Annotated in this window: 23 protein-coding genes; 9 read left to right on the top strand and 14 right to left on the bottom strand. The window is 71.2% G+C overall.

Annotated elements, in window-relative coordinates:
• Positions 1-6 precede the first annotated feature (6 nt).
• A complete protein-coding gene (locus tag ACFY1E_RS15245) occupies positions 7-1,242 on the bottom strand; it encodes an exo-beta-N-acetylmuramidase NamZ domain-containing protein (RefSeq protein ID WP_389075725.1) in 1,236 nt (411 codons plus the stop codon).
• A gap of 189 nt (positions 1,243-1,431) precedes the next feature.
• Between ACFY1E_RS15245 and ACFY1E_RS15240 the strand changes: the two genes are divergently transcribed.
• From ACFY1E_RS15240 to ACFY1E_RS15230, 3 genes are read left to right on the top strand one after another with little or no spacing between them, the layout of a single operon-like run.
• Positions 1,432-2,205: an SDR family oxidoreductase gene (locus ACFY1E_RS15240; RefSeq protein ID WP_389075722.1), complete on the top strand. Its 774-nt coding sequence runs from the start codon at positions 1,432-1,434 to the stop codon at positions 2,203-2,205.
• The gene (locus tag ACFY1E_RS15235) at positions 2,202-3,869 is read left to right on the top strand and encodes a class I adenylate-forming enzyme family protein (RefSeq protein ID WP_389075720.1); all 1,668 of its coding nucleotides are present in this window, start codon (positions 2,202-2,204) and stop codon (positions 3,867-3,869) included. The genes ACFY1E_RS15240 and ACFY1E_RS15235 overlap by 4 nt, the downstream gene beginning before the upstream one ends.
• A gap of 47 nt (positions 3,870-3,916) precedes the next feature.
• Positions 3,917-4,510 (top strand): TetR/AcrR family transcriptional regulator, encoded by a 594-nt coding sequence (locus ACFY1E_RS15230; protein WP_351465873.1) that lies wholly within the window; start codon positions 3,917-3,919, stop codon positions 4,508-4,510.
• A 52-nt stretch (positions 4,511-4,562) separates the two neighbouring features.
• On the opposite strand, the gene ACFY1E_RS15225 is transcribed toward ACFY1E_RS15230, so the two are convergent.
• The 3 genes from ACFY1E_RS15225 to ACFY1E_RS15215 all read right to left on the bottom strand — a co-directional run bounded on the left by ACFY1E_RS15225 (position 4,563) and on the right by ACFY1E_RS15215 (position 7,271).
• Positions 4,563-5,786 carry an acyl-CoA dehydrogenase family protein gene (locus ACFY1E_RS15225; RefSeq protein WP_389075717.1) on the bottom strand — a complete coding sequence of 408 codons (1,224 nt, stop codon included), beginning with the start codon at positions 5,784-5,786 and terminating at the stop codon, positions 4,563-4,565.
• A 6-nt stretch (positions 5,787-5,792) separates the two neighbouring features.
• Entirely contained in the window at positions 5,793-6,815 is a 1,023-nt protein-coding gene (locus ACFY1E_RS15220) for a phosphotransferase family protein (protein WP_389075715.1), read from the bottom strand.
• A gap of 159 nt (positions 6,816-6,974) precedes the next feature.
• Entirely contained in the window at positions 6,975-7,271 is a 297-nt protein-coding gene (locus ACFY1E_RS15215; RefSeq protein ID WP_344404233.1) for a hypothetical protein, read from the bottom strand.
• 116 nt (positions 7,272-7,387) lie between these two features.
• Here ACFY1E_RS15215 and ACFY1E_RS15210 point away from each other — a divergent pair, with 116 nt between their 5' ends.
• Positions 7,388-8,335, top strand: a complete 948-nt coding sequence (locus ACFY1E_RS15210; protein WP_389075713.1) for an NADP-dependent oxidoreductase — start codon at positions 7,388-7,390, stop codon at positions 8,333-8,335.
• A 24-nt stretch (positions 8,336-8,359) separates the two neighbouring features.
• Here ACFY1E_RS15210 and ACFY1E_RS15205 read toward each other — a convergent pair whose 3' ends face one another.
• The 4 genes from ACFY1E_RS15205 to ACFY1E_RS15190 are packed head-to-tail and all read right to left on the bottom strand — an operon-like array spanning position 8,360 to position 10,546.
• A complete protein-coding gene (locus ACFY1E_RS15205; protein ID WP_389075711.1) occupies positions 8,360-8,683 on the bottom strand; it encodes a DUF202 domain-containing protein in 324 nt (107 codons plus the stop codon).
• Complete coding sequence (locus ACFY1E_RS15200; protein WP_344404236.1) at positions 8,680-9,072, bottom strand: DUF202 domain-containing protein; 393 nt, start codon at positions 9,070-9,072, stop codon at positions 8,680-8,682. The genes ACFY1E_RS15205 and ACFY1E_RS15200 overlap by 4 nt, the downstream gene beginning before the upstream one ends.
• A 20-nt stretch (positions 9,073-9,092) precedes the next feature.
• A complete protein-coding gene (locus ACFY1E_RS15195; RefSeq protein ID WP_389075708.1) occupies positions 9,093-9,629 on the bottom strand; it encodes an NUDIX hydrolase in 537 nt (178 codons plus the stop codon).
• A gap of 23 nt (positions 9,630-9,652) precedes the next feature.
• Positions 9,653-10,546 (bottom strand): DMT family transporter, encoded by an 894-nt coding sequence (locus ACFY1E_RS15190; protein WP_389075706.1) that lies wholly within the window; start codon positions 10,544-10,546, stop codon positions 9,653-9,655.
• Positions 10,547-10,950: 404 nt separating this feature from the next.
• Here ACFY1E_RS15190 and ACFY1E_RS15185 point away from each other — a divergent pair, with 404 nt between their 5' ends.
• The 4 genes from ACFY1E_RS15185 (at position 10,951) to ACFY1E_RS15170 (ending at position 14,946) form a co-directional block, all read left to right on the top strand.
• Positions 10,951-11,895: a hypothetical protein gene (locus ACFY1E_RS15185; protein ID WP_389075704.1), complete on the top strand. Its 945-nt coding sequence runs from the start codon at positions 10,951-10,953 to the stop codon at positions 11,893-11,895.
• Positions 11,896-11,929: 34 nt separating this feature from the next.
• Positions 11,930-13,471 carry an APC family permease gene (locus ACFY1E_RS15180; protein WP_389075701.1) on the top strand — a complete coding sequence of 514 codons (1,542 nt, stop codon included), beginning with the start codon at positions 11,930-11,932 and terminating at the stop codon, positions 13,469-13,471.
• Between the two features lie 112 nt (positions 13,472-13,583).
• Positions 13,584-14,336 carry a molybdopterin-dependent oxidoreductase gene (locus ACFY1E_RS15175; RefSeq protein ID WP_099927718.1) on the top strand — a complete coding sequence of 251 codons (753 nt, stop codon included), beginning with the start codon at positions 13,584-13,586 and terminating at the stop codon, positions 14,334-14,336.
• Entirely contained in the window at positions 14,320-14,946 is a 627-nt protein-coding gene (locus ACFY1E_RS15170; protein WP_389075698.1) for a cytochrome b/b6 domain-containing protein, read from the top strand. Before ACFY1E_RS15175 ends, ACFY1E_RS15170 begins: the two co-directional genes overlap by 17 nt.
• Here the strand turns inward: ACFY1E_RS15170 and ACFY1E_RS15165 are convergent.
• From ACFY1E_RS15165 to ACFY1E_RS15145, 5 genes are all read right to left on the bottom strand, one after another.
• Positions 14,884-16,014 (bottom strand): hypothetical protein, encoded by a 1,131-nt coding sequence (locus tag ACFY1E_RS15165; protein WP_389075696.1) that lies wholly within the window; start codon positions 16,012-16,014, stop codon positions 14,884-14,886. The genes ACFY1E_RS15170 and ACFY1E_RS15165 overlap by 63 nt on opposite strands.
• A 116-nt stretch (positions 16,015-16,130) precedes the next feature.
• Positions 16,131-17,159 carry an L-idonate 5-dehydrogenase gene (locus ACFY1E_RS15160; RefSeq protein ID WP_389076036.1) on the bottom strand — a complete coding sequence of 343 codons (1,029 nt, stop codon included), beginning with the start codon at positions 17,157-17,159 and terminating at the stop codon, positions 16,131-16,133.
• Positions 17,160-17,182: 23 nt separating this feature from the next.
• Positions 17,183-17,941: an SDR family oxidoreductase gene (locus ACFY1E_RS15155; protein ID WP_389075693.1), complete on the bottom strand. Its 759-nt coding sequence runs from the start codon at positions 17,939-17,941 to the stop codon at positions 17,183-17,185.
• A 10-nt stretch (positions 17,942-17,951) separates the two neighbouring features.
• Complete coding sequence (locus ACFY1E_RS15150; RefSeq protein ID WP_389075691.1) at positions 17,952-19,349, bottom strand: GntP family permease; 1,398 nt, start codon at positions 19,347-19,349, stop codon at positions 17,952-17,954.
• A 52-nt stretch (positions 19,350-19,401) separates the two neighbouring features.
• On the bottom strand, positions 19,402-19,929 hold the full coding sequence (locus ACFY1E_RS15145; RefSeq protein ID WP_389075688.1) for a gluconokinase: 528 nt from the start codon (positions 19,927-19,929) through the stop codon (positions 19,402-19,404).
• Positions 19,930-20,078: 149 nt separating this feature from the next.
• On the opposite strand from ACFY1E_RS15145, the gene ACFY1E_RS15140 reads away from it, so the two are divergent.
• Positions 20,079-20,780, top strand: coding sequence for a FadR/GntR family transcriptional regulator (locus tag ACFY1E_RS15140; protein ID WP_351465924.1), 702 nt, complete (start codon positions 20,079-20,081; stop codon positions 20,778-20,780).
• Positions 20,781-20,790: 10 nt separating this feature from the next.
• Here the strand turns inward: ACFY1E_RS15140 and ACFY1E_RS15135 are convergent, their stop codons facing one another.
• Positions 20,791-21,255, bottom strand: a complete 465-nt coding sequence (locus ACFY1E_RS15135; protein ID WP_389075685.1) for a YchJ family protein — start codon at positions 21,253-21,255, stop codon at positions 20,791-20,793.
• Positions 21,256-21,497 lie beyond the last annotated feature (242 nt).

Raw genomic sequence — 21,497 nt, 5'->3', positions numbered from 1 at the left:
CCCGACTCACTTGTAGAGGAGGTATTCCTTTCGAATCCGCCGGAACGCGGCGAGTTCCTCCTGCCAGCCCGCCACCACCTCGTCGGTGCTCGCGCCCGCGTCGACCGCCGTACGCACGCTCGTGGAGCCGGTGAGCTTGTCGATCCAGTTGTCGGACCGCCAGCCGAAACCGCTCCACACCTTCTTGGCGGTCACCAGCAGTGCGATCCCGGTGCGGACCGGGTCGTAGGCGGCCCGGTCGTGCACGTGGATCTGCACGCCGCCTATGGTCTTCCCCTGGAACTTGGAGAACGTCGGCGCGAAGTACGCCTCTCTGAAGTGGACGCCCGGCAGGCCGAGTTCGTTCGCCGCGGCCGCCCACCTCCCGTCGATGCCCTCCGCGCCGAGCAGCTCGAAGGGGCGGGTGGTGCCGCGGCCCTCCGACAGGTTGGTGCCCTCGAACAGGCACGTCCCCGAGTACACGAGCGCCGTGTCGGGCGTCGGCATGTTCGGGCTCGGCGGCACCCACGGCAGTGACCAGGCGTCGTAGAACTCCGAGCGTCTCCATCCCGTCATCAGGACGGTCTGCAGGGCCACGGGGGTGGTCAGGAACTCACCGTTGAACAGCAGGGCCAGCTCGGCGACCGTCATGCCGTGCGCCTGGGAGATCGGCTGCCGTCCGACGAAGGTCGCGAACTCCTTGTGCAGCACCGGGCCCTGGGCCGCGCGGCCCGTCACCGGGTTCGGCCGGTCGAGGACGACGAAGCGTTTGCCGGCGAGCTGGGCGGCCTCCATGCAGTCGTACAGCGTCCAGATGTACGTGTAGAAGCGGGCGCCGACGTCCTGGATGTCGAAGACGACGGTGTCGACGCTGGACGCGGTGAAGACGTCGGCGAGGGGCCGGCCGCTCTTGAGGTAGGTGTCGTAGACGGGGAGGCCGGTGGCGGGGTCGTCGTAGCGGCCTTCGGAGCCGCCTGCCTGGGCGGTGCCGCGGAAGCCGTGTTCGGGGCCGAAGACGGCCCCCAGGTTTATGCGGTTGTCCGCGTGCATCACATCGACGATGTGGTGGACGTCTCGGGTCACGCCGGTGGGGTTGGTGACAATTCCGACGCGTTGCCCTTGCAGGGCGGCGTAGCCGGTTGCGGCGAGGTTTTCGAAGCCGGTCCGGAGTTGTCCGTGCCGTTCGGTCGCGGAGGCCGTGGATGCTGTGGGGAGCGCTGCTGCCGTTGTCGCTGCGAGTAAGGCTCGTCTGGATAGGCGCATGGGGTGCACGGTATTGCTGCCGCAGGTTGTGGGGGAAGGTGCGGGTTCGTGGGGGCTTGTCGCGCCCACGCGGCGGAGCCGCAAATTGACACAGCCCCGCGCCCCTGTCGGGGCTTGCAGTGACCCCTTTCCTGTTACATACCGACCGGTTAGTCTGACGGGCAGCAGAGCCGCAGTCGAAGGAGACCGATGGTGGAAGCCGTTCAGGGTGCTGGTGTGGTTGTCACGGGGGCCGGGGGTGGCATCGGGGCCGCCCTTGCGCGGCGGTTCGCCGCCGAAGGGGCCCGGGTCGTTGTGAACGATCTTGATGCGGACCGGGCCAAGGCCGTTGCCGAGGAGATCGGCGGTATCGCCGTGCCCGGGGACGCCTCCGGGATCGCCGGTGATGCCCGGGACGCGCTCGGCGGATCCATCGACGTCTACTGCGCCAACGCCGGTGTCGCCTTCGAGGACGCGGGGCCGGGGCAGCCGCTCGACGAGAAGTCCTGGGCCGTGTCCTGGGACGTCAACCTGATGGCCCATGTCCGGGCCGCCCATGAGCTGCTTCCCGAGTGGCTGGAGCGGGGCAGCGGCCGTTTCGTGTCCACCGTGTCCGCCGCCGGGCTGCTGACCATGATCGGGGCGCCCTCCTACAGCGTCACCAAGCACGGTGCGTACGCCTTCGCCGAGTGGCTGTCGCTCACGTACCGGCACCGGGGGCTCAAGGTGCATGCCATCTGCCCGCAGGGGGTGCGCACCGACATGCTGGCCGCCACCGGCACCGCGGGCGACCTGGTGCTGCAGCCGACCGCCATCGAGCCGGCGGACGTCGCGGACGCCCTGTTCAAGGGGATCGAGGAGGACCGGTTCCTGATCCTTCCGCACCCCGAGGTCGCCGAGTACTACCAGGCCAGGGCCACCCACCCGGACCGCTGGCTCACGAACATGAACCACCTCCAGCAGAAGTGGGAGGCGGCACGGTGACCGGCTCCTCTTACGCCGCCCGGCCCTGGGTGGCGCTGCTGAACGAGGCCCAGCGCGGCCCCATAGAGCCCGCCGACTCCCTGGTCCACGCGCTGCGCCGGTCCGTCGCCGCGGCCCCGGACCGCACTTTCCTCGCCTACTTCGACGGGCGGCTGAGCTACCGCGAGGTCGACGAGCTGAGCGACTCGGTCGCCGGGCATCTGGCCGCCCGTGGCCTGGAGCGCGGCGACCGGGTGGCGATCCTGCTGCAGAACTCCCCGCTCTTCGTGCTGGCGCTGCTGGGCGCCTGGAAGGCGGGAGCGATCGTCGTGCCCGTCAACCCCATGTACAAGTCGGGGGAGGTCGGGCACGTCCTGCGGGACGGCGAGGTCATGGCGCTGATCTGCTCCGACCGGGCCTGGGAGTCGTATCTGCGGGACACGGCCGAAGGCTCGCCCGTGCAGATCGTGCTGACCGCCTGCGAGCTGGACTTCCAGACGCGTGGCGACGCGCGGGTGCTGGGCTTCGAGCGGCTGGCGCAGTCCGCGGACGCCGCCGACCTGACGACCGTGGCCCGCGCCGGGTACGAGGCGCCTGAGGGACGTCGGCTCAGGCCGTCCGACATCGCGCTGATCAGCTACACCTCGGGCACCAGCGGCACCCCGAAGGGCGCCACCAACACGCACGGCAACATCATGTACAACGCCGAGCGGCAGCGGACGGGGCTCGCCCTGCCCGACGCCCCCGTGTACTACGCGCTGGCGCCGCTGTTCCACATCACCGGGATGGTGTGCCAACTCGGCGCCTGTCTCAACAGCGCGGGCACCCTCGTGCTGACGTACCGCTTCGAGGCGGGTGTCGTGCTGGAGGCGTTCGCCGAGCACCGGCCGCACTACACGGTCGGCCCGTCGACCGCCTTCATGGCGCTGGGCGCACACCCGGACGCCACCCGGGAGCACTTCTCGTCGTTCGTGAACATCTCCAGCGGCGGTGCGCCCGTGCCGCCCGCCCTGGTGGAGAAGTTCCGGGCGGGCTTCGGGCCGTACATCCGCAACGGCTACGGGCTGACCGAGTGCACCGCACCCTGCGCCTCCGTCCCGCCCGGCCTCGAGGCGCCCGTCGACCCGGCCTCCGGCACGCTGGCCGTGGGTCTGCCGGGTCCCGACACCGTCGTACGCATCGTCGACGACCAGGGCAAGGAGGTGCCCTTCGGCGAGCAGGGCGAGATCGTCGTCCGCGGGCCGCAGGTGGTGCCCGGCTACTGGCGGCGGCCGGAGGCGACCGCCGAGACCTTCCCGGACGGTGAGCTGCGCACCGGCGACATCGGCTTCATGGACGAGCAGGGCTGGCTGTACGTCGTCGACCGCAAGAAGGACATGATCAACGCGTCCGGTTTCAAGGTGTGGCCGCGCGAGGTCGAGGACGTCCTCTACACGCATCCCGCGGTCCGTGAGGCGGCCGTCGTCGGGGTGCCCGACGGGTATCGCGGGGAGACCGTCAAGGCGTACATCAGTCTTCGTCCGGGCGCCGACACGGACCCGGGTGAACTCGCGACGTACTGCAAGGAGAGACTGGCCGCCTACAAATACCCGCGGCAGGTGGAGATCCTGCCGGACTTGCCGAAGACGGCGAGTGGGAAGATCCTCCGTCGGGAGCTTCGTTCCCGGCCGCAGGACAGCGAATAGCAGCGAACAGATACAGGCAGAGACCTTGGAAGGCAGGTGGCGGCACAGTGCCCAGAACGACGGACGGTGACGGTACTCCCGTCCCGCAGCGGCTGCTGGCCGCCGCCACCCGGCTCTTCGCCGAGCAGGGCTACGACCGCACCTCCGTACAGGAGATCGTCGAGGCGGCCGGCGTCACCAAGGGGGCGCTGTACCACTACTTCGGCTCCAAGGACGACCTTCTGCACGAGGTGTACTCGCGGGTGCTGCGCCTCCAGCAGGAGCGCCTCGACGCGTTCGCGGACGCCGACGAGCCGATCGAGAAGCGCCTGCGGGGCGCGGCGGCCGATGTCGTCGTCACGACGATCGAGAACCTCGACGACGCGATGATCTTCTTCCGCTCGATGCACCACCTGAGCCCGGAGAAGAACAAGCAGGTGCGTGCCGAGCGCCGGCGCTACCACGAGCGCTTCCGTGCGCTGGTGGAGGAGGGGCAGCAGGCGGGTGTCTTCTCCAAGGCGACGCCCGCCGACCTGGTGGTGGACTACCACTTCGGCTCGGTGCACCACCTGTCGACGTGGTACCGGCCGGACGGGCCGATGAGCCCGCAGGAGGTCGCCGACCACCTGGCGGACCTGCTGCTGCGGGCGCTGCGGCCGTAGGGCGTACACGGGTGAGGGGCGGTCGCCATGGCGACCGCCCCTCACCCGTGCCCTACAGGTACTTCTTCAGCTCCCGGCGCGCCAGCGACCGCTGGTGCACCTCGTCCGGGCCGTCCGCGATCATCAGTGTCCGGGCTCCGGCGTACAGCTCGGCCAGCGGGAAGTCCTGGCTGACTCCGCCTGCGCCATGCAGCTGGATAGCCCGGTCGATGATGTCGACGACCGCGCGAGGCGTGGCGATCTTGATGGCCTGGATCTCCGCGTGGGCCCCCCTGTTGCCGACCGTGTCCATCAGCCAGGCCGTCTTCAGCACAAGCAGCCGCAGCTGCTCCACCGTCACGCGCGCGTCGGCGATCCAGTTGTGCACCACGCCCTGCTGGGCCAGCGCCTTGCCGAAGGCCGTACGGGACACCGCCCGGCGGCACATCAGCTCGATCGCCCGCTCCGCCATGCCGATCAGCCGCATGCAGTGGTGGATACGGCCGGGGCCCAGGCGGGCCTGGGCGATGGCGAAGCCGCCGCCCTCCTCGCCGATCAGATTGGTCACCGGCACGCGCGCGTGGTCGAAGATCACCTCGGCGTGGCCGCCGTGGTAGTGGTCCTCGTAGCCGAAGACCTGCATCGCCCGCTTGACGGTGACGCCCGGGGTGTCACGGGGCACCAGGACCATGGACTGCTGGCGGCGGATGTCCGCGCCGTCCGGGTCCGTCTTGCCCATCACGATGAAGATCTTGCAGTCCGGGTTCATCGCCCCGGAGATGTACCACTTGCGGCCCGTGATGACGTACTCGTCTGTGCCGTCGGAGGCTCGCTCGATGTGCGTGGTGATGTTGGTGGCGTCGGACGAGGCCACCTCCGGCTCGGTCATCGCGAACGCCGAGCGGATCTCGCCGGCCAGCAGCGGCTCCAGCCACTGCTTCTTCTGCTGCTCGTCGCCGAACTGCGCGAGCACCTCCATGTTGCCGGTGTCGGGGGCCGCGCAGTTCGTGGCCGTCGGCGCCAACTGCGGGCTGCGGCCGGTGATCTCGGCCAGCGGCGCGTACTGGAGGTTGGTCAGTCCGGCGCCGTGCTCGGCGTCCGGCAGGAAGAGGTTCCACAGGCCCTGCCGGCGCGCCTCCGCCTTCAGCTCCTCCACCACGGCAGGCGTGTCCCAGGGGGACGCGAGCGCGGCCCGCTGCTCCTCGGCGACCGCCTCGGCCGGGTAGACGTACTCGTCCATGAAGGCGAGCAGCTTGGCACGCAGTTCCTCGGTGCGCGCGTCGAACGCGAAGTCCATGGTCCGTCAGCCTTCCTGGAGAGTGGTCAGGCCGTGCTCGATGAACACCGGCACCAGATCGCCGATGCGGTCGAAGCCGCGGCCGACCGTCTGGCCCAGCGTGTAGCGGTAGTGGATGCCCTCGAGGATCACGGCGAGCTTGAACCAGGCGAACGCCGTGTACCAGGAGACGGCGGAGACGTCTCGGCCCGAGCGGGCCGCGTATCGCTCGATCAGCTCGGCGGGGGAGGGATGTCCGGGGGCCTCGGCGGTCGTGGAGACCGGGGAGTCGGGCATGCCCAGCGGCATGCTGTACATCACCAGCAGGCCCAGGTCGGTGAGCGGGTCGCCGAGCGTGGACATCTCCCAGTCGAGGATCGCCCTGATCCTGTCGTCCTCGCCGATCAGGACGTTGTCCAGCCGGTAGTCGCCGTGCACGACGGCCGGTGCGGGGGAGGTGGGCAGCCGGCGGCCCAGCGAGGCGTGCAGCTCGTCGATGCCGGCCAGGTCGCGGTTGCGGGAGGCGTCCAGCTGCTTGCCCCAGCGGCGCAGCTGCCGGTCCAGGAAGCCCTCGGGGCGGCCGAAGTCCGCGAGGCCCACCTCGGCGGGATCCACCGCGTGCAGCTCGACCAGCGTGTCCACCAGGGACAGCACTGCGCCCCGCGTGCGCTCCGGGCCGAGCGGGGCGAGCTGGTCGGCCGTGCGGTACGGCGTGCCCTCCATGAACTCCATGACGTAGAACGGCGACCCGAGCACCGCCTCGTCCTCGCACAGCAGCACGGGGCGCGGCACGGGCACGTTCGTCGGGTGCAGTGCGCTGATCACCCGGTGCTCGCGCTTCATGTCGTGCGCGGTGGCCAGCACATGGCCGAGCGGGGGCCGGCGCACGACCCACTTCGAGGTGCCGTCCGAGACCGCATACGTGAGGTTCGACCGTCCGCCCTCGATCAGCCGGCCGGTCAGGGGGCCGTGCACCAGGCCGGGCCGCTCCTGGTCGAGCAGGCCGCGCAGCCGGTCGAGATCGAGACCTGGCGGGTGGTCGGGGCTCATCGGTGCTCCTTCAGAGGCGTCAGAACGGTTCCCCACCATGATGCCGACCGGTCGGTATGTCGTCCAGTATGTGCGCCGAACGTGATCTGAGCCACGATAGGCCGACAGCTCCCGGCGCGATGGCGCGGGGAGCTGTCGGCCGACCGGTTCCGGCCGGTTTCAGTGGTCGTCCCAGTGGCCTTCGTGCGGGGCGTGCCGATGGCCGTCGTGCAGATAGTCGACGTGGTCGCCGTGCAGGACGCTCTCGTGTCCGCAGCCCTCTCCGTGCCGGTGCTCGTGGTCCTCGTGCGGTGCGTGCCCGTCCGGCTCGCACTCGTCCCAGTGGCCGCCGTGCTCGCGGTGCAGATGCCCGTCGTGTGCGTAGTCGACGTGATCTCCGTGCGGCACCTGTGTGTGTCCGCAGTCGGGGCCGTGGGCATGAGTGTGGGACGCGTGTTCGAGGTGAAGGGTGGTCATGGGGGTTCGCCTTCGGGGGGAGTGCTGGTGATGACGTCGGACAGGGTGCCACGCGAACGGCGCATATCAGACCATTCGGCTTGCGTGGCGTCCGCGTACACCGGAGGGTCGAGCCCATGAAGGCCATCAGCTACGCGCGGTACGGCGGACCCGATGTGCTCGAGTACGGCGAGCTGCCCGACCCGAAGATCGGCCCCGACGCGGTCCTCGTCAAGGTCCGCGCGGCCGCCGTCAATCCCGTCGACTGGAAGTGCCGCGAGGGCCACCTCGACGGAATGCTCGACGCCGTCTTCCCGGTGGTGCCCGGCTGGGACGTCTCCGGCGTCGTGGTCCAACCGGGCGTGTCCGTCACGGAGTTCACCGCCGGGGACGAGGTCATCGGATACGTGCGGGAGGACTTCCTCTCGCGCGGCACCTTCGCCGAGTACGTCGCCGCTCCCGTGCGCACCCTCGCCCGCAAACCGCGCAACCTCTCCTTCGAGGAGGCGGCCGGGCTGCCTCTCGCGGGGCTCACCGCCTACCAGGTGCTCGTCAAGGCGCTCCAGGTCAAACACGGCGAGACCGTCCTGGTGCACGCGGCGGCGGGTGGCGTCGGGTCCATCGCCGTGCAGCTCGCCCGGCACCTCGGTGCTCGCGTGATCGGTACGGCGAGCGAGCGCAACCACGACTTCGTCCGGGCGCTCGGCGGTGAGCCCGTGGAGTACGGCGACGGGCTGGGCGAGCGGGTGCGCGGGCTGGTCCCCGAGGGCGTGGACGCCGTGTTCGACACCGTCGGCGGTGAGACCCTCAAGGTTTCGGCCAATCTGCTGGCCCCCGAGGGGCGCCTCGCGTCGATCGCCGACGGCGATGTCGTCGACTACGGCGGCCGCTACTGCTGGGTGCGCCCGGACGCCGAGGACCTGCTGCGGCTGACCGGGCTGGCGGAGGAAGGGGCGGTGTCCGTGCACGTGTCGGAGACGTTCCCGCTGGAGCGCGCGGCGGATGCGCACCGGCTCAACCAGGAGGGGCGGACGCGGGGGAAGATCGTGGTGACGGTGGAGTGGGAGGTGGAACCGGCCGGCTAGCGGACTTCGGTGCGAAATCCCTGGTCAGAGGACCAGTGCCGCCCCGCACGCCGCAAGGGCCACCGTGCACAGCACTGCCGCGGTGGCGTGCCGGGGGGCAAGGGCCAGGGGGCTGTCGGAGGACGCCAGGGCGCTGATGCGGCGGTGCGCGACGAAGAGGAAGCCCAGCCAGAGGACGCAGCACAGCGCGCAGGCGATGATCCCGGCCGCGGAGCGGCCGCCGTGCAGCGCGGTCTTCGTGGCGAGGACGGCGGCCACGGTGCTCGCCAGCGTGGTACGCCGCCAGGCGAGCCGGGTCCGCTCCGGCTGGAGCCCGGGGTCGCGCGCCTGGCCCGCGTGGGCGGTCATCCCTCCCACCCGACGAGTACGACGACGACCATCGCCACGGCCACGACGGCGACGACGATGCTCAGCAGTGCCGGGAACCGCGAGACCGGCAGATCCTCGCCGCGGCGCATGGCCCGCTCGCAACGCATCCAGTGGTTGACCGCGCGCAGCGAGCACAGCACGCCCGCACCGAGCAGCGCCAGCGCCAGGCCCACGCGCCAGGCCCAGCGCAGGTCCGGCAGGAACTGGTCCACCGCGAAGCCGCCGCCGATCAGGGCGAGGGCGGTGCGCAGCCAGGCCAGGAAGGTGCGTTCGTTCGCCAGCGAGAAGCGGTAGTCCGGCGTTCCGCCCTCGCTCCGGACCTGTTCCGGGGCGAACCAGAGCCGGACGTTCCGTCCGAATTCGATCACGCTTACGACTTTATCCAGCTTCAGTCGGCGTCGTCCGCCGGGGGCTGCCGCTCCCAGTCCCTCAGCCGCTCGTACGCCGCCAAACCGTCCGGCACCCACTCCCACTCGCTCAGCCGGCGCTCCACCTCCGCCTCCGGCAGGAAGGCGTGCCAGGCCACCTCCTCCGCCTGTGGGCTCACCGGCAGCTCGCAGCGGACCTCGTAGACCGCCGACCACCACGTCTGGCCGGCGCCGTCGTCGTACAGGAACTTGAAGAGGAAGCGCGGGCTCGGCAGCCCGGAGATGCCGAGTTCCTCCTCGGCCTCGCGCAGTGCGGCTTCGTCGTAGGACTCGCCCGCGCCGACCACTCCGCCGACCCACATGTCGTAGAGGGAGGGGAAGACCAGCTTGGTGGCGGTGCGCCGGTGGACGAAGAGGCGGCCTTCCGCATCTCGGGCCTGGATGAAGACGCAGCGGTGGCGCAGGCCCTTGGCGTAGGCCTCGCCGCGCGGGGACTGGCCGATGACCTGGTCGTTCTCGTCGACGATGTCGAGGATTTCGTCTGCGGGGCTCGTCATGCCGCCATCCAAGCAGGACGGGGTCAGCCGCGCTGCAGGGCCTCGGCCCGCTCCGGCTTCGTCGTGCCGCTCGGCATGCACGGGTGCAGGCCGAGCAGGACGATGCCTCCGACGATCGCCGCGAGGCCCGCCGCCTCCCAGGCGAGGGCGCCCGTGTCGGTGCGCAGGCGGTCGCCCAGGAAGCCCACTCCGCACAGGATGCCGGCCAGTGGCTGGGCGGCGGTGAGCGCGGGCAGCGACATCCGCAGCGGCGCGGTCTCGAAGGCGCTCTGGACCAGGATCAGGCCGGCGACCCCGAGCGCCGCCACGCCGTACGGCTGCCAGCCCGTCACCAGCTCGGTGAGGCCGCCCTGGGTGAAACGCTCGCCGCTGACCCGGGTGAGGGCGTCCTGGACTCCGTAGAGGAGACCCGCGGCGAGGGCGAGGAGGACGGGGGCGGCGCTCAGCCGGGAGCGCTTCGCGTACGTCGTCAGGAGGAGGGCCAGGCCGATCATGGCGCCGATGATCAGCCAGTGCCGGAAGGGGTCGCTGACCGCGGTGCCGCCGCGTGGCTCGCCCGCGACGATGAAGGCGGTGACGCCGCCCGCGAGCAGGGCGAGGCCGGTCCAGCCCTGGCGGCCCAGTGGCTGTCTGGTCTGCTTGCGGGAGAGGGCCAGGGCGAACAGGAGGTTGGTGGCGAGGAGCGGTTCGACCAGGGAGATCTCGCCCTGGCTCAGCGCTATCGCGCCGAGGACCATGCCGGCCACCATCAGCGCGATGCCGCCCAGCCAGCGCGGCACCTGCATCAGGTCGAGGAGCAGACGTGGTGAGAGGAAGTCGCTGAGGGGTGCCCGCTGGGCCGCGTTCTGCTGGAGCACGAATCCGAAGCCCAGGCAGCAGGCAGCGCTCACGGCGAGAATCAGAACCAGAACGGACACGCTGCGTACCTCGAGTCAGATGGGCCGGGCCACGGGGTGCGTAGTGGGTGACTGTAGCGTCCCAGGGCCCGGCTTGCCCCTGGGAGTGCCCGGATCGGGCCGTCGACTCGGTCACGTCTCCCCGAAGAGCAAGGGCGCGGCCGCGGTCGTCCCGCCATGGTGGGGTGCGGGGGCGTGCGGCGCCATGGTGTGCGCCACACGCATGACCGCGTGCGGCGGAACGAACGTCCCGCGCGATCACAATTGCCCCGCCAGTAACGGAAGTTGACGCGTGTAACAACCGTCCCTCCCTTGACGCAAAGCGTTGGCTGGGGGTTTGCTGTGCGTGACCAGCTGACGGCAAACCGATATCAGGCCGGACCGATACCAGACGTCGAGCCGCGTCGCGTGAGGAAGATCCCGCGGTGTCCCCACCCCCGCCCCCCTTCGGCCGGGGCCGCAAGCGCGCGGCCCAGCCCCTCGACGCGGCCCTCGACGACGCCGAACTCGTCGCCGCCCGGGCCGCGTTGACGCAGGGGCGGTGGCAGGCCGCGCGGTCGTTGCTCGTTCAGACGGGGGACGACTGGGACCGCCGCGGGCACCGGGTCACCGTGCTCGCGCTGGAGCCGTACAGCGCCGCCTGGGCGCGGGACTGGCTGCTCGCCGAGCCCGACTCCGCCGACGCCGCCGTACTGCTCGCGCTCGCCCTCGTCCAGCGTGCTTTACGGGGCAAGGAGAAACCGGAGCGCGCCCGCGAGGCCTGCCGGGACGCCGCCGCACTCGTACCCGCCGACCCCACCCCGTGGCTCGGCCTGCTCATGCTGGAGCGCGACCCGGGCCGGGACTGCGAATTGCTCTTCGCCGAGGTCCGCGGACGGTACGCCGACCACCACCACGCCCACCACCTGATGGTCGCCCGCCTCGCCGAGCGGCACGCCGACGCCGGCCCGGACCCGCTGCACGAGGTCTACGACTTCGCCAACCGCTCCGCCCTGCACGCCCCCGCCGACTCCCCCCTCGCGATCCTCCCGGTCGTCGCCCACGCCGAGCGCTACCGCGTACTGGCCGCCGCCGGGCACGAACCCGCCGACCCCGCCGCCTCCGGCCACTGGAGCGGACGCCGGGCCCGGCAGGTGATGAAGGCCGCCTTCGACTGGTGGCTGGAATGGGAGCACGAAGGCCACCCGCGCCGCCTGGTCGACCTCAACTTCCTCGCCCACGCCAAGGTCTGCGAGGGCCGCGGCGCCGAGGCCGCCGCCCTGTTCCACCGCATCGGCGAGCACGCCACCCCCGCCCCCTGGTCGTACCCGGACCGTGATCCGCACTCCGCCTTCCGCGCCGCGCGTGCCACCGCGCTCGGCACGGCCTGACACTCCCGACCCCGACAGAAGGACGGTCCCCCGAATGACCACGGGCAGTTCCAACGCGAGCAGAGCCGCCGCGGGCGGCATCAGTACCTATCTGGGGCAGGAGCGCGCCCTGCGGGCCGACCGGCTGGGCGCGGGCGGCCTGTTGCTCTCCGTGCTTGCCGCGACCGCCCCCCTCATGGTGGTCGCTGGTGTCATGCCCACCACATTCGCGGTGATGGGCATCGTCGGACAGCCGCTCCTCTTCGTCGTCCTCGGCGTGGTGCTGGTCCTCTTCAGCGTCGGGTACGCCGAGATGAGCCGGCACGTCCACAACGCGGGCGCCTTCTACGCGTACATCTCCCGCGGCCTGGGCGGCACCGCCGGGGCGAGCGCGGCCCTCGTCGCCCTCGCCGCCTACAGCGCGCTCCAGGTCGGCATCTACGGCATCTTCGGCTTCGAGGTCTCCAACCTGTTCGCCACCTACGCCGACGTCCAGGTGGCGTGGTGGATACCGGCGCTGGCGGCCGTGGCCGTCGTCGGGCTGCTGGGCTGGCTGAAGATCGACGTCAACGCGCGCGTGCTGGGCGTTCTGCTGGTCGTCGAGGTGATCCTCGTCGTCATCTTCGACGTCGCCTCGATCACCGACCCCGCCAAGCAGGGCCTGTCGCTGCACGCCTTCAACCCGGACACCCTCACCGGCGCCGGAGTCGGCACGGCACTCTGCTTCTGCATCGCGGCCTTCACCGGATTCGAGCAGGCACCGGTGTACGCGGAGGAGACCAGCCGGCCGCACCTCCTCGTCCCGCGCGTGATGCTGCTCGCGGTCGGCTTCGTCACCGTCTTCTTCGCGATCAGCTCCTGGGCGTACACCGTTGCCACCGGCCCCTCCGCGATCGTCGGCGCCGCGCAGAAGGAGAGCGCCGGGCTGCTGTTCTCCCTCACCGAGTCCCGGCTCGGCTCCACCTTCACCGACGTCCTGCACGTCCTCTTCGTGACCGGCATGTTCGCCGCCCTGCTCAGCTTCCACAACGTCGTCGCCCGGTACGCCTTCGCCATGGGCCGCGAGGGACTGCTGCCGCGCACCTTCGGCCGTACGACGGGAACGAGCGGCGCGCCCGGCACCGGCTCCCTGCTGCAGACCGTCGTCTCCGCGGTCGTCGTGATCGCGTTCGCGGTCGCCGACGACAAGCCGACCGGCGACCCGACCGCACCCGTCCTGCACCTGTTCACCTGGCTCGGCAACATCGGCGCGCTCGGCGTGATCCTGCTGATGGCGGCCGCCTCCGTGTCGGTGATCGTCTTCTTCGCCCGGCGTGGCGCGGCGGGCGCCCAGGCCTGGCGGCTGGTCACCTCCGCCCTTGCGGCCGTCGCCCTGCTCGTGATCGCCGGCTACACGGTCAAGGACTTCGACGTCCTGGTCGGCGCCGGCCCGGACTCGGCCCTGAGCTGGGCGCTGCCCGGCATCATCGGCCTCGCCCTGGTCGTCGGCCTGGCCCAGGGCCTGGTGCTGCGCTCCCGCTCGCCCGAGGCGCACGCCCGCATCGGGCTCGGCAACGAGGCGTTCCAGCTGGACAAGGCGGCGGGGGACGCGTCGTGACGCCTCCCGGATGCGGCGGTTTTCTGAGAAGCCCGTAAGAAGTGCTTACGGAACCCTGACGATCACCCGCGATTCCTGGTCCCGCCGGGGTCGCGGGTGTTCGAATGGATACGTGAACTCCGAACAACCCGAGGAGCCGGGCACACCGCAGCCACCGCCGGAGCGCGGCACACCGGTCGGCCGTCGTGTCCTGCTCGGCACCATCGGCCTGGGCGCCCTCGGCGTGGTCGCCGCCCCCACCCTGCAGCGCGCCCTGGAGGGCTTCCTCGGCGCGGCCGCCGACAAGGACCCCACCGGCCTGACCGGCCTGCTCCCCAACGGCGGCGGCTTCCGCTACTACTCGGTCGCCTCCTCCGTGCCGCACAGGAACGCCACGAACTACCGCCTCACCGTCGACGGCCTCGTCGACCGCCCGAAGACCTACACCCTCGACGACCTGCGCGCCCTGCCGCAGACCCGGCTGGTCAAGGACGTCCAGTGCGTCACCGGCTGGCGGGTCCCCGGCACGCCCTTCGAGGGGGTGCGGCTGTCCCGGCTGCTGGACGCCGCGGGAGTGCGCTCCACGGCCGGGGCGGTCCGCTTCACCTGCTTCGACGGCACGTACACCGAGAGCCTCACCCTCGACCAGGCCCGCCGCTCCGACGTCCTGGTCGCGCTGCGCATGCAGGACAAGAACATCGGCCACGACCACGGCGGCCCGGTCCGCCTCTATGTGGCGCCCATGTACTTCTACAAGTCCGCCAAGTGGCTGTCCGGCATCACCGTCACCGAAGACGTGAAGCCGGGCTACTGGGAGGACCGCGGCTACGACGTCGACGCCTGGGTCGGCCACTCGAACGGGCGGGACGATGAGCCTACGAGCTGAGGCGCACACACCGCCGGTCGCCGGGGTCCGCCGCTTCGGCCCCGTGCAGCGCTGGGTGCACCGTACGACGGCCGCGCTGATGGGTGTGTGCGTGGTGACCGCGGCCTTCCTCTACATCCCGCAGTTCGCCGAACTCGTCGGCCGGCGGGAGCTGGTGGTCCGTGTGCACGAGTGCGCAGGGCTCGCCCTGCCCGTGCCCGTCCTGGTCGGTCTCGTCTCCCGCCACTTCCGCGCCGACCTGGGGCATCTGAACCGCTTCGGACCGCACGACAGGGTCTGGCTGCGGGCGGCTCTGCGCCGGGACAAGCGGCGGTCGTCGCGACCGGCGGCGAAGTTCAACGCGGGGCAGAAGATCTACGCGGCGTGGATCGCCGGGGCCACGCTGGTGATGCTCGGTACCGGGCTGATCATGTGGTTCACCCATCTGACCCCGCTGATGTGGCGCACCAGCGCGACGTTCGTCCATGACTGGCTGGCGCTGACCATCGGGATCGTGCTCGCCGGGCACATCGGAATGGCGATCGGGGATCCGGAGGCGCGGGGCGGGCTACGGACCGGGAGGGTGAGCCGGGAGTGGGCCGAGCGGGAGCACCCCTTGTGGCGGCCCTGAAGGTGCCTCCGGCGGGGGCGAGGATGCTACGGCGGGTGCAGCTACCGTGAGGGCGTTTTTGAGGCGGGCCTCCGTGTTTCCGTAGCGGACGACTATGTCCACGGGGTCGTTGTCTGCGGCGCCGTCGGGGCTGGTCGCGCCCCGCGGCGGAGCCGCAGATCGACACAGCCCCGCGCCCCTTTGGGGCGCCGCCGTACCGCAGAGAGATGGCACCACCGCCGACAGCACCAGCCCATCACCCGTCTGCGACCGCAGGACCGGTGGTCCGGCGGTCTGCTGTCCGCCGATGAACACGCTTCCGAACCGGAGCAGTTCCGCATGGTCGAAGAAGGTGCCCCGCAGTTCGATGGCGATCGTGTCGCCCGGTTGTGCCGCGCCGTCGCCGCCCGGGTCCACGCCGGCGATCCGGTAGGTGCAGGCGGGCGTGCCGCCTGATGCAGCCTTCAACTGCACGGTGGCTTCCGGGTGTTGGCGATGAAAGTGCAACAAGCCGCCGAGCACCGCGTAGGCGGCGCGGCCCTTGCAGGTGTCTGCCCTGCCTGCGAGAGCCGGGTACTCCTTGGCCGCCGTGGCCCAGTTGCCGCCCTCGCCCTGGACGGCCAGGCAGGCGGTGGCGAGGGCGTGCAGCAGGCGCCACTCAGGGTCCGTGGAGGCCGTGGGGATCAGCTTGAGGGCGGTCCGGCACTGGCCGGGGTCGCGGAGCTGGTCGTAGACGCTCGACGGGTCCGGTGTGGTGTCGGCGTTGGGAGAGGCGGGACCCGGCGGGAGCCAAGTGGGGCTCAGGAGGGGCCTGTTGCTCGGGGAGCCGGCACTTGGCGAGGGAGTGGCGGTACGGGTGGGGCCCCGGCCGCTCGGCAGTGCGGTGCTGCCCGCCTCTCCGGCGGGCGACTGCCGAGGTGTGGGTGAGGGCGACGCGACGCCGTGCGACGGCCCCGCGGTCACGATCGTGCTGCCGCCGCCCCGGCTGTCCGGGGTGTCACTCCCGTCACCGTTGAAGGCCGTGACGGCCACCGCCACCGCTCCGACCACGAGCAGCCCCGAGATACGCATCCCGAGGGAAACCGCCATGACGCCCCCCGACCCCCCGACCCCCAGCGCCCCTGGAGGCTGTGTCCAGGGTCCCCTCATCATCGGGCCCACCCGGGCGGCGGGGAAGCCGCCTTGGGCTGATCCTTGGGGAAAATTCAGGATTCGAAGTCGAGCAGCACCTTGCAGGAACGGCTGCGGTCCGCGGCCAGCGCGAACGCCGACTCCGCCTCCCGGACCGGGACCACCGCGCTGACCAGCCCGTCGAAGGCCGGCTCGGCGGCGAGCAGCCGCAGTGCCTCGTCGAACTCCGTGTCGAAACGGAATGCTCCCCGCAGCTCGATCTCCCGGCTCACGACCAGGTTCCCGGCGAAGGGGCTCGGCCCCGGCGGCAGCATCCCGAGCTGCACGACGACCCCGCCGCGCCGCACCAGACGCAGACAGGTGTCGAGACCCGCGGCCACCCCGGACGCCTCCACCGCCACGTCCACCTCGGACGGCCACCCGGCATCCTCCGGATCGTCGGCCCGTACGAGGCTGTCGGCGCCCGCGGCACGTGCGTACTCCAGGGCCGCCGGGAGGAGATCGGTGACCGTCACCCGTGCGGCGCCCGCCGCCTTCGCCGCCGCGACGACGAGACAGCCGATGGGCCCGGCCCCGGTGACCAGGACGTGCCTGCCGCGGACGTCTCCGGCCCGGCGGATCGCGTGCAGGGCGACGGAGAGAGGCTCGGCGAGGGCCGCCCGGCGCAGGTCGAGACCCTCCGGCAGTGGCCTCAACTGCTCTGCCGGTACGACGACCTGGGCCGCGAACCCGCCCTGTACGTGCGGGAAGCGGGCCGCGCTGCCGAGGTAGCGGGTGTCCCGGCAGACGCTACGGCGCCCCTCCACGCATTCCGGGCACATGTCGCACGGAGTCGCCGGGTGCACCGCAACCGCCGTACCCACGGCCGGGCCGGACGCGTCCGGGGAGCCGTGTGCGACGACCGTCCCGACCACCTCGTGCCCCAGCAGCATCGGCTCCTTCAGGCGGAAGTCGCCGACCCCGCCGTGCTTCCAGTAGTGCAGGTCGGAGCCGCACACGCCGCCGTAGCGGACGGCGACCAGCGCCTGGCCGGGGCCGGGCTCGGGGACCGGCAGCTCCTCGACGCGCAGGTCGTCCTGGCCGTGGATCACGCAACCGAGCATCTCCGTCATCCCGGATGGCCCCTTCACAGCACGCTCGTCATTCCGCCGTCGACGTACAGCACCTGCCCGCTGACGAAGTCCGCGGCGGGCGAGGCGAGGAACAGCACCCCGCCCACCAGGTCCTCGGTGCGGCCCCAGCGGCCGGCCGGGGTGCGGCGGCGGACCCAGGCGCTGAACTCCTCGTCCTCGACGAGGGGTTGGGTGAGCTCGGTCTCGATGTAGCCGGGGCCGAGGCCGTTGACCTGGACGCCGTAGGGGCCCCAGTCGGCGCACATGCCCTTGGTGAGCATCTTCAGGGCGCCCTTGGTGGCCGCGTAGGGAGCGATGCCGGGGCGGACCACCTCGCTCTGCAGCGAGCAGATGTTCACGATCTTGCCGTGGCCGCGTTCCGTCATCCGGCGGGCCGCCTCACGGCCGACCAGGAACGCGCTGGTGAGGTTGGTGTTCAGGATGCGGTGCCAGTCGCCGTCCGTGAACTCCAGGAGCGGGGCGCGCAGTTGCATCCCGGCGTTGTTGACCAGGATGTCCAGCGGGCCGACCCGCTCCTCGACATCCGCTATGCCGGCGGCCACCGACGGGCCGTCGGTCACGTCGAACACGGCTGTGTGGACGTCGCCGGGCAGCTCCGCGGCCGCCTTGGTGAGGCGGTCCGCGTCGCGGCCGTTGAGGACCACCGTGCAGCCGGCCTCCGCGAGGCCCCGGGCCAGGGCCAGCCCGATGCCGCGGCTGGAACCGGTGACCAGGGCCGTGCGGCCGCTGATGTCGAAGAGCGGATGACTCATTGCCGTACCCCTAGATGACCAGCGAGAGGAGGAGGACCAGACCGCCCGCGACCACCGAGATGATCGTCTCCATGACGGACCAGGTCTTGACGGTCTGGCCGACGCTCAGGCCGAAGTACTCCTTCACCAGCCAGAATCCGGCGTCGTTGACATGGCTGAAGAAGAGCGAGCCGGCGCCGATGGCCAGGACCAGCAGGGCCGTGTGCGTGGTCGACATGCCGGCCGCGAGCGGGGCCACCAGGCCGGCCGCCGAGACCGTCGCCACCGTCGCCGAACCGGTCGCCAGGCGGATGCCCACCGCGATCAGCCAGGCCAGCAGCAGCGCCGGGATCGACCAGTCCTTGGACATGTCCAGGATCATCTGGCCCACACCGGTGTCGATCAGCGTCTGCTTGAAGCCGCCGCCCGCGCCGACGATCAGGAGGATGCCGGCGATGGGCGCAAGACCCTTCTCGACCAGCGGAGTCAGCCGCTCCCTGCCGAAACCGGCGGGCCGCAGCAGCGTGAAGATGCCGACCAGCACGGCGGCGAGCAGGGCGATCAGCGGGGAGCCGATGACGTCGAAGACGCGCTGGGTGAGGTTCGTCGGGTCGTCGATGACTATGTCGACCAGGGCCTTGGACAGCATCAGGACGACCGGGAGGAGGATCGTGGTGAGGGTGGCGCCGAAGCCGGGGCGCCGCTCCAGTTCCTCCGAGGCGCGCTGCGGGAGCATCCGGTCGGGGGCGGGGACGTCCACCCAGCGGGCCGCGACCTTCGAGAACAGCGGGCCGGCGATGATCACCGTCGGGATGGCTATGAGGACGCCGAGGGCCAGCGTGACACCCAGGTTCGCCTTGACCGCGTCGATCGCGACCAGTGGGCCGGGGTGCGGCGGGACCAGACCGTGCATCACCGAGAGGCCCGCGAGAGCCGGGATGCCGATGCGCATCAGGGAGTAGTTGCCGCGCTTGGCGACCATCAGCACGACCGGGATCAGCAGCACGACGCCGACCTCGAAGAACAGCGGCAGCCCGATCACCGAGGCGATCAGCACCATCGCCCACGGCATCGCCCGGCCCCCCGCCTTCGCGAGGATCGTGTCGACGATCTGGTCCGCACCGCCGGAGTCGGCGAGCATCTTGCCGAGGATCGCACCGAGCGCGATCAGCACGCCCACCCCGGCGACCGTGGTGCCGAGCCCGGTGGTGAAGCTGGTGAGCACCTTGTCGAGCGGCGCCCCGGCAATCGCGCCGAGCGCCAGCGAGCCGATGGTCAGGGACAGGAAGGCATGCAGCTTGAACCGGGTGATGAGCAGGACGATGACGGCGATGCCCGCCAGTACGGCGAGGCCCAGCTGAGCGTGGCCAGCCGAGGTGATCGGCGCGGGTGCGTCCGCTGCCAGCATCTCAACGCTGAGTCTGGTCACGGGAGTTCCCTTGCAGGTACGGGGATGGGGGAGGGAGTGCGGGGGGTGGGTGCTACGCGGCCGGGTGGGGCAGGGCGTCCAGTGCTTTCACGGCCCGGGCGGTGATCTCCTCGGGGCTCCCGGTGACGTCCACCGCGACGCCCGCCTCGTCCGGCTGGAGCGGCTGGAGCGTGGCGAACTGGGAGTCGAGCAGTGCCGTGGGCATGAAGTGACCCTGGCGGTGCGCCATCCGGTCCTCGATGAGGGCCCGGTCGCCCGTCAGGTGCACGAAGACGACACCGGGGGCGGCGGCCCTGAGCCGGTCGCGGTACGACCGCTTCAGCGCCGAGCTGCTGACCACCCCGCCGAGCCCGGCCCGCCCGTGCGCCCAGGCACCGATGGCGTCGAGCCAGGGCCACCGGTCCTCGTCGTCGAGCGGGACGCCGGCCGACATCTTGTCGATGTTGGCCTGCGGGTGGAAGTCGTCGCCCTCGGCGTACGGAACGCCGAGCCGGGCCGCGAGGAGGGGACCGATGGTGGTCTTGCCGGTGCCCGCCACGCCCATGACCACGACGACATGGGGGGTGCGCAGCTGCTGCATGGTGCTCTCACTGTCTTCTTCGACATCCGGACGCCGGCCGTTCAACCGACGCCGACGACACTGAAACCGATTAGGTACGACGAATTCAAGACCCTGTGACATATAAGTCTGACTTTTTGTTCCCGTGACCCGCCCCGTACGCTGAGCGCATGACCACTCCGGGCCGGGGTCTGCACGGCCATGTACTGGACTCCCTCGGCCCCGCGATCACCGCGGGCGAGTACCCGCCGGGCAGCGTTCTGCGCACCGACGAGCTCGCCCAGCGTTTCGACGTGTCACGCTCGGTGATGCGCGAGGCCGTCCGGGTGCTCGAATCCATGCATCTGGTCGAATCGCGGCGGCGGGTCGGCGTCACCGTGCGCCCGAAGTCCGAGTGGAACGTCTACGACCCGCAGGTCATCCGCTGGCGGCTGGCCGGCGCCGACCGCCCCCACCAGCTGCGCTCGCTGACCGTCCTGCGCTCGGCCGTCGAACCGGTCGCCGCGGGCCTCGCCGCCAGGAACGCCTCCGCCGAGCAGTGCGCCGAACTCACCGAGTGCGCGCTCGGCATGGTCGCCAACTCCCGCGGCCACAAGCTGGAGGAGTACCTCGTCCACGACATGGCCTTCCACCGGGTGATCCTGGTGGCGTCCGGCAACGAGATGTTCGCCCGGCTCGGTGACGTCGTGGCCGAGGTCCTCGCGGGCCGCACCCATCACGAGGTGATGTTCGAGGACCCCGACCCGGCCGCCGTCACCCTGCACGTCCAGGTCGCCGAGGCGGTCCGCGAGGGCGACGCGGCCCGCGCGGAGAAGCTGACCCGGGAGATCACGGTGGGCGCGCTTCAGGAGCTGGACATCCTGGCGCCCTGATCCTGCGCGTCTACGCCTCGGGGAACTCCCCGTCCACGTACACCCAGGCCCCCTCGACCCTCCCCCAGCCTCCGGCCGGGGGGACCCCCATCTCGCTTCGCTCGAACCGGCTGCGTTCCAGCAGCGAGCCGCCCTCGTACGAGGCGCGGAAGGTCACTGTGCCCGTGCTGTGGAAGGCCGAGCCGTCGGTGGTGTCGAGGATCTCCAGGCCCCTCCAGCGCATGCCGGGGTCGAGTTTGAGCGTCGCCGGGCGGGTACCCGGGTGCCAAGTCCTCAGCAGGTACTGCTCGTTGAGCTTCACGAAGGCGCTGTAGCGCGAACGCATCAGCGCCTCGGCCGTGGGTGCCGCGGCCTCACCCCGGTGGAATCGGCCACAGCACGTTTCGTACGTCTCCGCAAGACCGCAAGGGCAGGAGGGCTTGTGGACTGGGGCGGAGCCGTGCTGCCGCCGGGATTGCGAGGTACGTCGGGACATGTGGTCCATTCTGCTGCACCAAGGGCTGTGTGGGATCTGTGAAGCGCCTGTTCCGACACGCGCACATCCGGTGCGAGTTGTGCACACCCGCCTTCATCGAACCTCCTTTCGGACTGGCGTGAACACGCCTTGCTCCCGCAATGGCCGACTCGCAGTCTGGGCAGAGCACTTGAGCATCAGGAGTCACAAGCGTGCGTGCTTGACCCGGGCGGCCGTCCGCCCGGGGCACTGACGGGGGAAGC

It is taken from the genome of Streptomyces sp. NPDC001604, assembly GCF_042893475.1.
In the GTDB taxonomy this organism is placed as follows: domain Bacteria; phylum Actinomycetota; class Actinomycetes; order Streptomycetales; family Streptomycetaceae; genus Streptomyces.
The sequence above is the reverse complement of the archived record's forward strand: the minus strand, read 5'-3'. Positions and strand labels throughout refer to the sequence as shown.

Coding starts and splice junctions, on each gene's coding strand:
- ACFY1E_RS15155 (WP_389075693.1), bottom strand. CDS start 17,941: ATGAGTCATCCGCTCTTCGACATCAGCGGCCGCACGGCCCTGGTCACC.
- ACFY1E_RS15215 (WP_344404233.1), bottom strand. CDS start 7,271: ATGACCACCCTTCACCTCGAACACGCGTCCCACACTCATGCCCACGGC.
- ACFY1E_RS15220 (WP_389075715.1), bottom strand. CDS start 6,815: ATGAGCCCCGACCACCCGCCAGGTCTCGATCTCGACCGGCTGCGCGGC.
- ACFY1E_RS15210 (WP_389075713.1), top strand. CDS start 7,388: ATGAAGGCCATCAGCTACGCGCGGTACGGCGGACCCGATGTGCTCGAG.
- ACFY1E_RS15225 (WP_389075717.1), bottom strand. CDS start 5,786: ATGGACTTCGCGTTCGACGCGCGCACCGAGGAACTGCGTGCCAAGCTG.
- ACFY1E_RS15205 (WP_389075711.1), bottom strand. CDS start 8,683: ATGACCGCCCACGCGGGCCAGGCGCGCGACCCCGGGCTCCAGCCGGAG.
- ACFY1E_RS15180 (WP_389075701.1), top strand. CDS start 11,930: ATGACCACGGGCAGTTCCAACGCGAGCAGAGCCGCCGCGGGCGGCATC.
- ACFY1E_RS15195 (WP_389075708.1), bottom strand. CDS start 9,629: ATGACGAGCCCCGCAGACGAAATCCTCGACATCGTCGACGAGAACGAC.
- ACFY1E_RS15135 (WP_389075685.1), bottom strand. CDS start 21,255: ATGTCCCGACGTACCTCGCAATCCCGGCGGCAGCACGGCTCCGCCCCA.
- ACFY1E_RS15140 (WP_351465924.1), top strand. CDS start 20,079: ATGACCACTCCGGGCCGGGGTCTGCACGGCCATGTACTGGACTCCCTC.
- ACFY1E_RS15240 (WP_389075722.1), top strand. CDS start 1,432: ATGGTGGAAGCCGTTCAGGGTGCTGGTGTGGTTGTCACGGGGGCCGGG.
- ACFY1E_RS15145 (WP_389075688.1), bottom strand. CDS start 19,929: ATGCAGCAGCTGCGCACCCCCCATGTCGTCGTGGTCATGGGCGTGGCG.
- ACFY1E_RS15170 (WP_389075698.1), top strand. CDS start 14,320: ATGAGCCTACGAGCTGAGGCGCACACACCGCCGGTCGCCGGGGTCCGC.
- ACFY1E_RS15165 (WP_389075696.1), bottom strand. CDS start 16,014: ATGGCGGTTTCCCTCGGGATGCGTATCTCGGGGCTGCTCGTGGTCGGA.
- ACFY1E_RS15245 (WP_389075725.1), bottom strand. CDS start 1,242: ATGCGCCTATCCAGACGAGCCTTACTCGCAGCGACAACGGCAGCAGCG.
- ACFY1E_RS15160 (WP_389076036.1), bottom strand. CDS start 17,159: ATGCTCGGTTGCGTGATCCACGGCCAGGACGACCTGCGCGTCGAGGAG.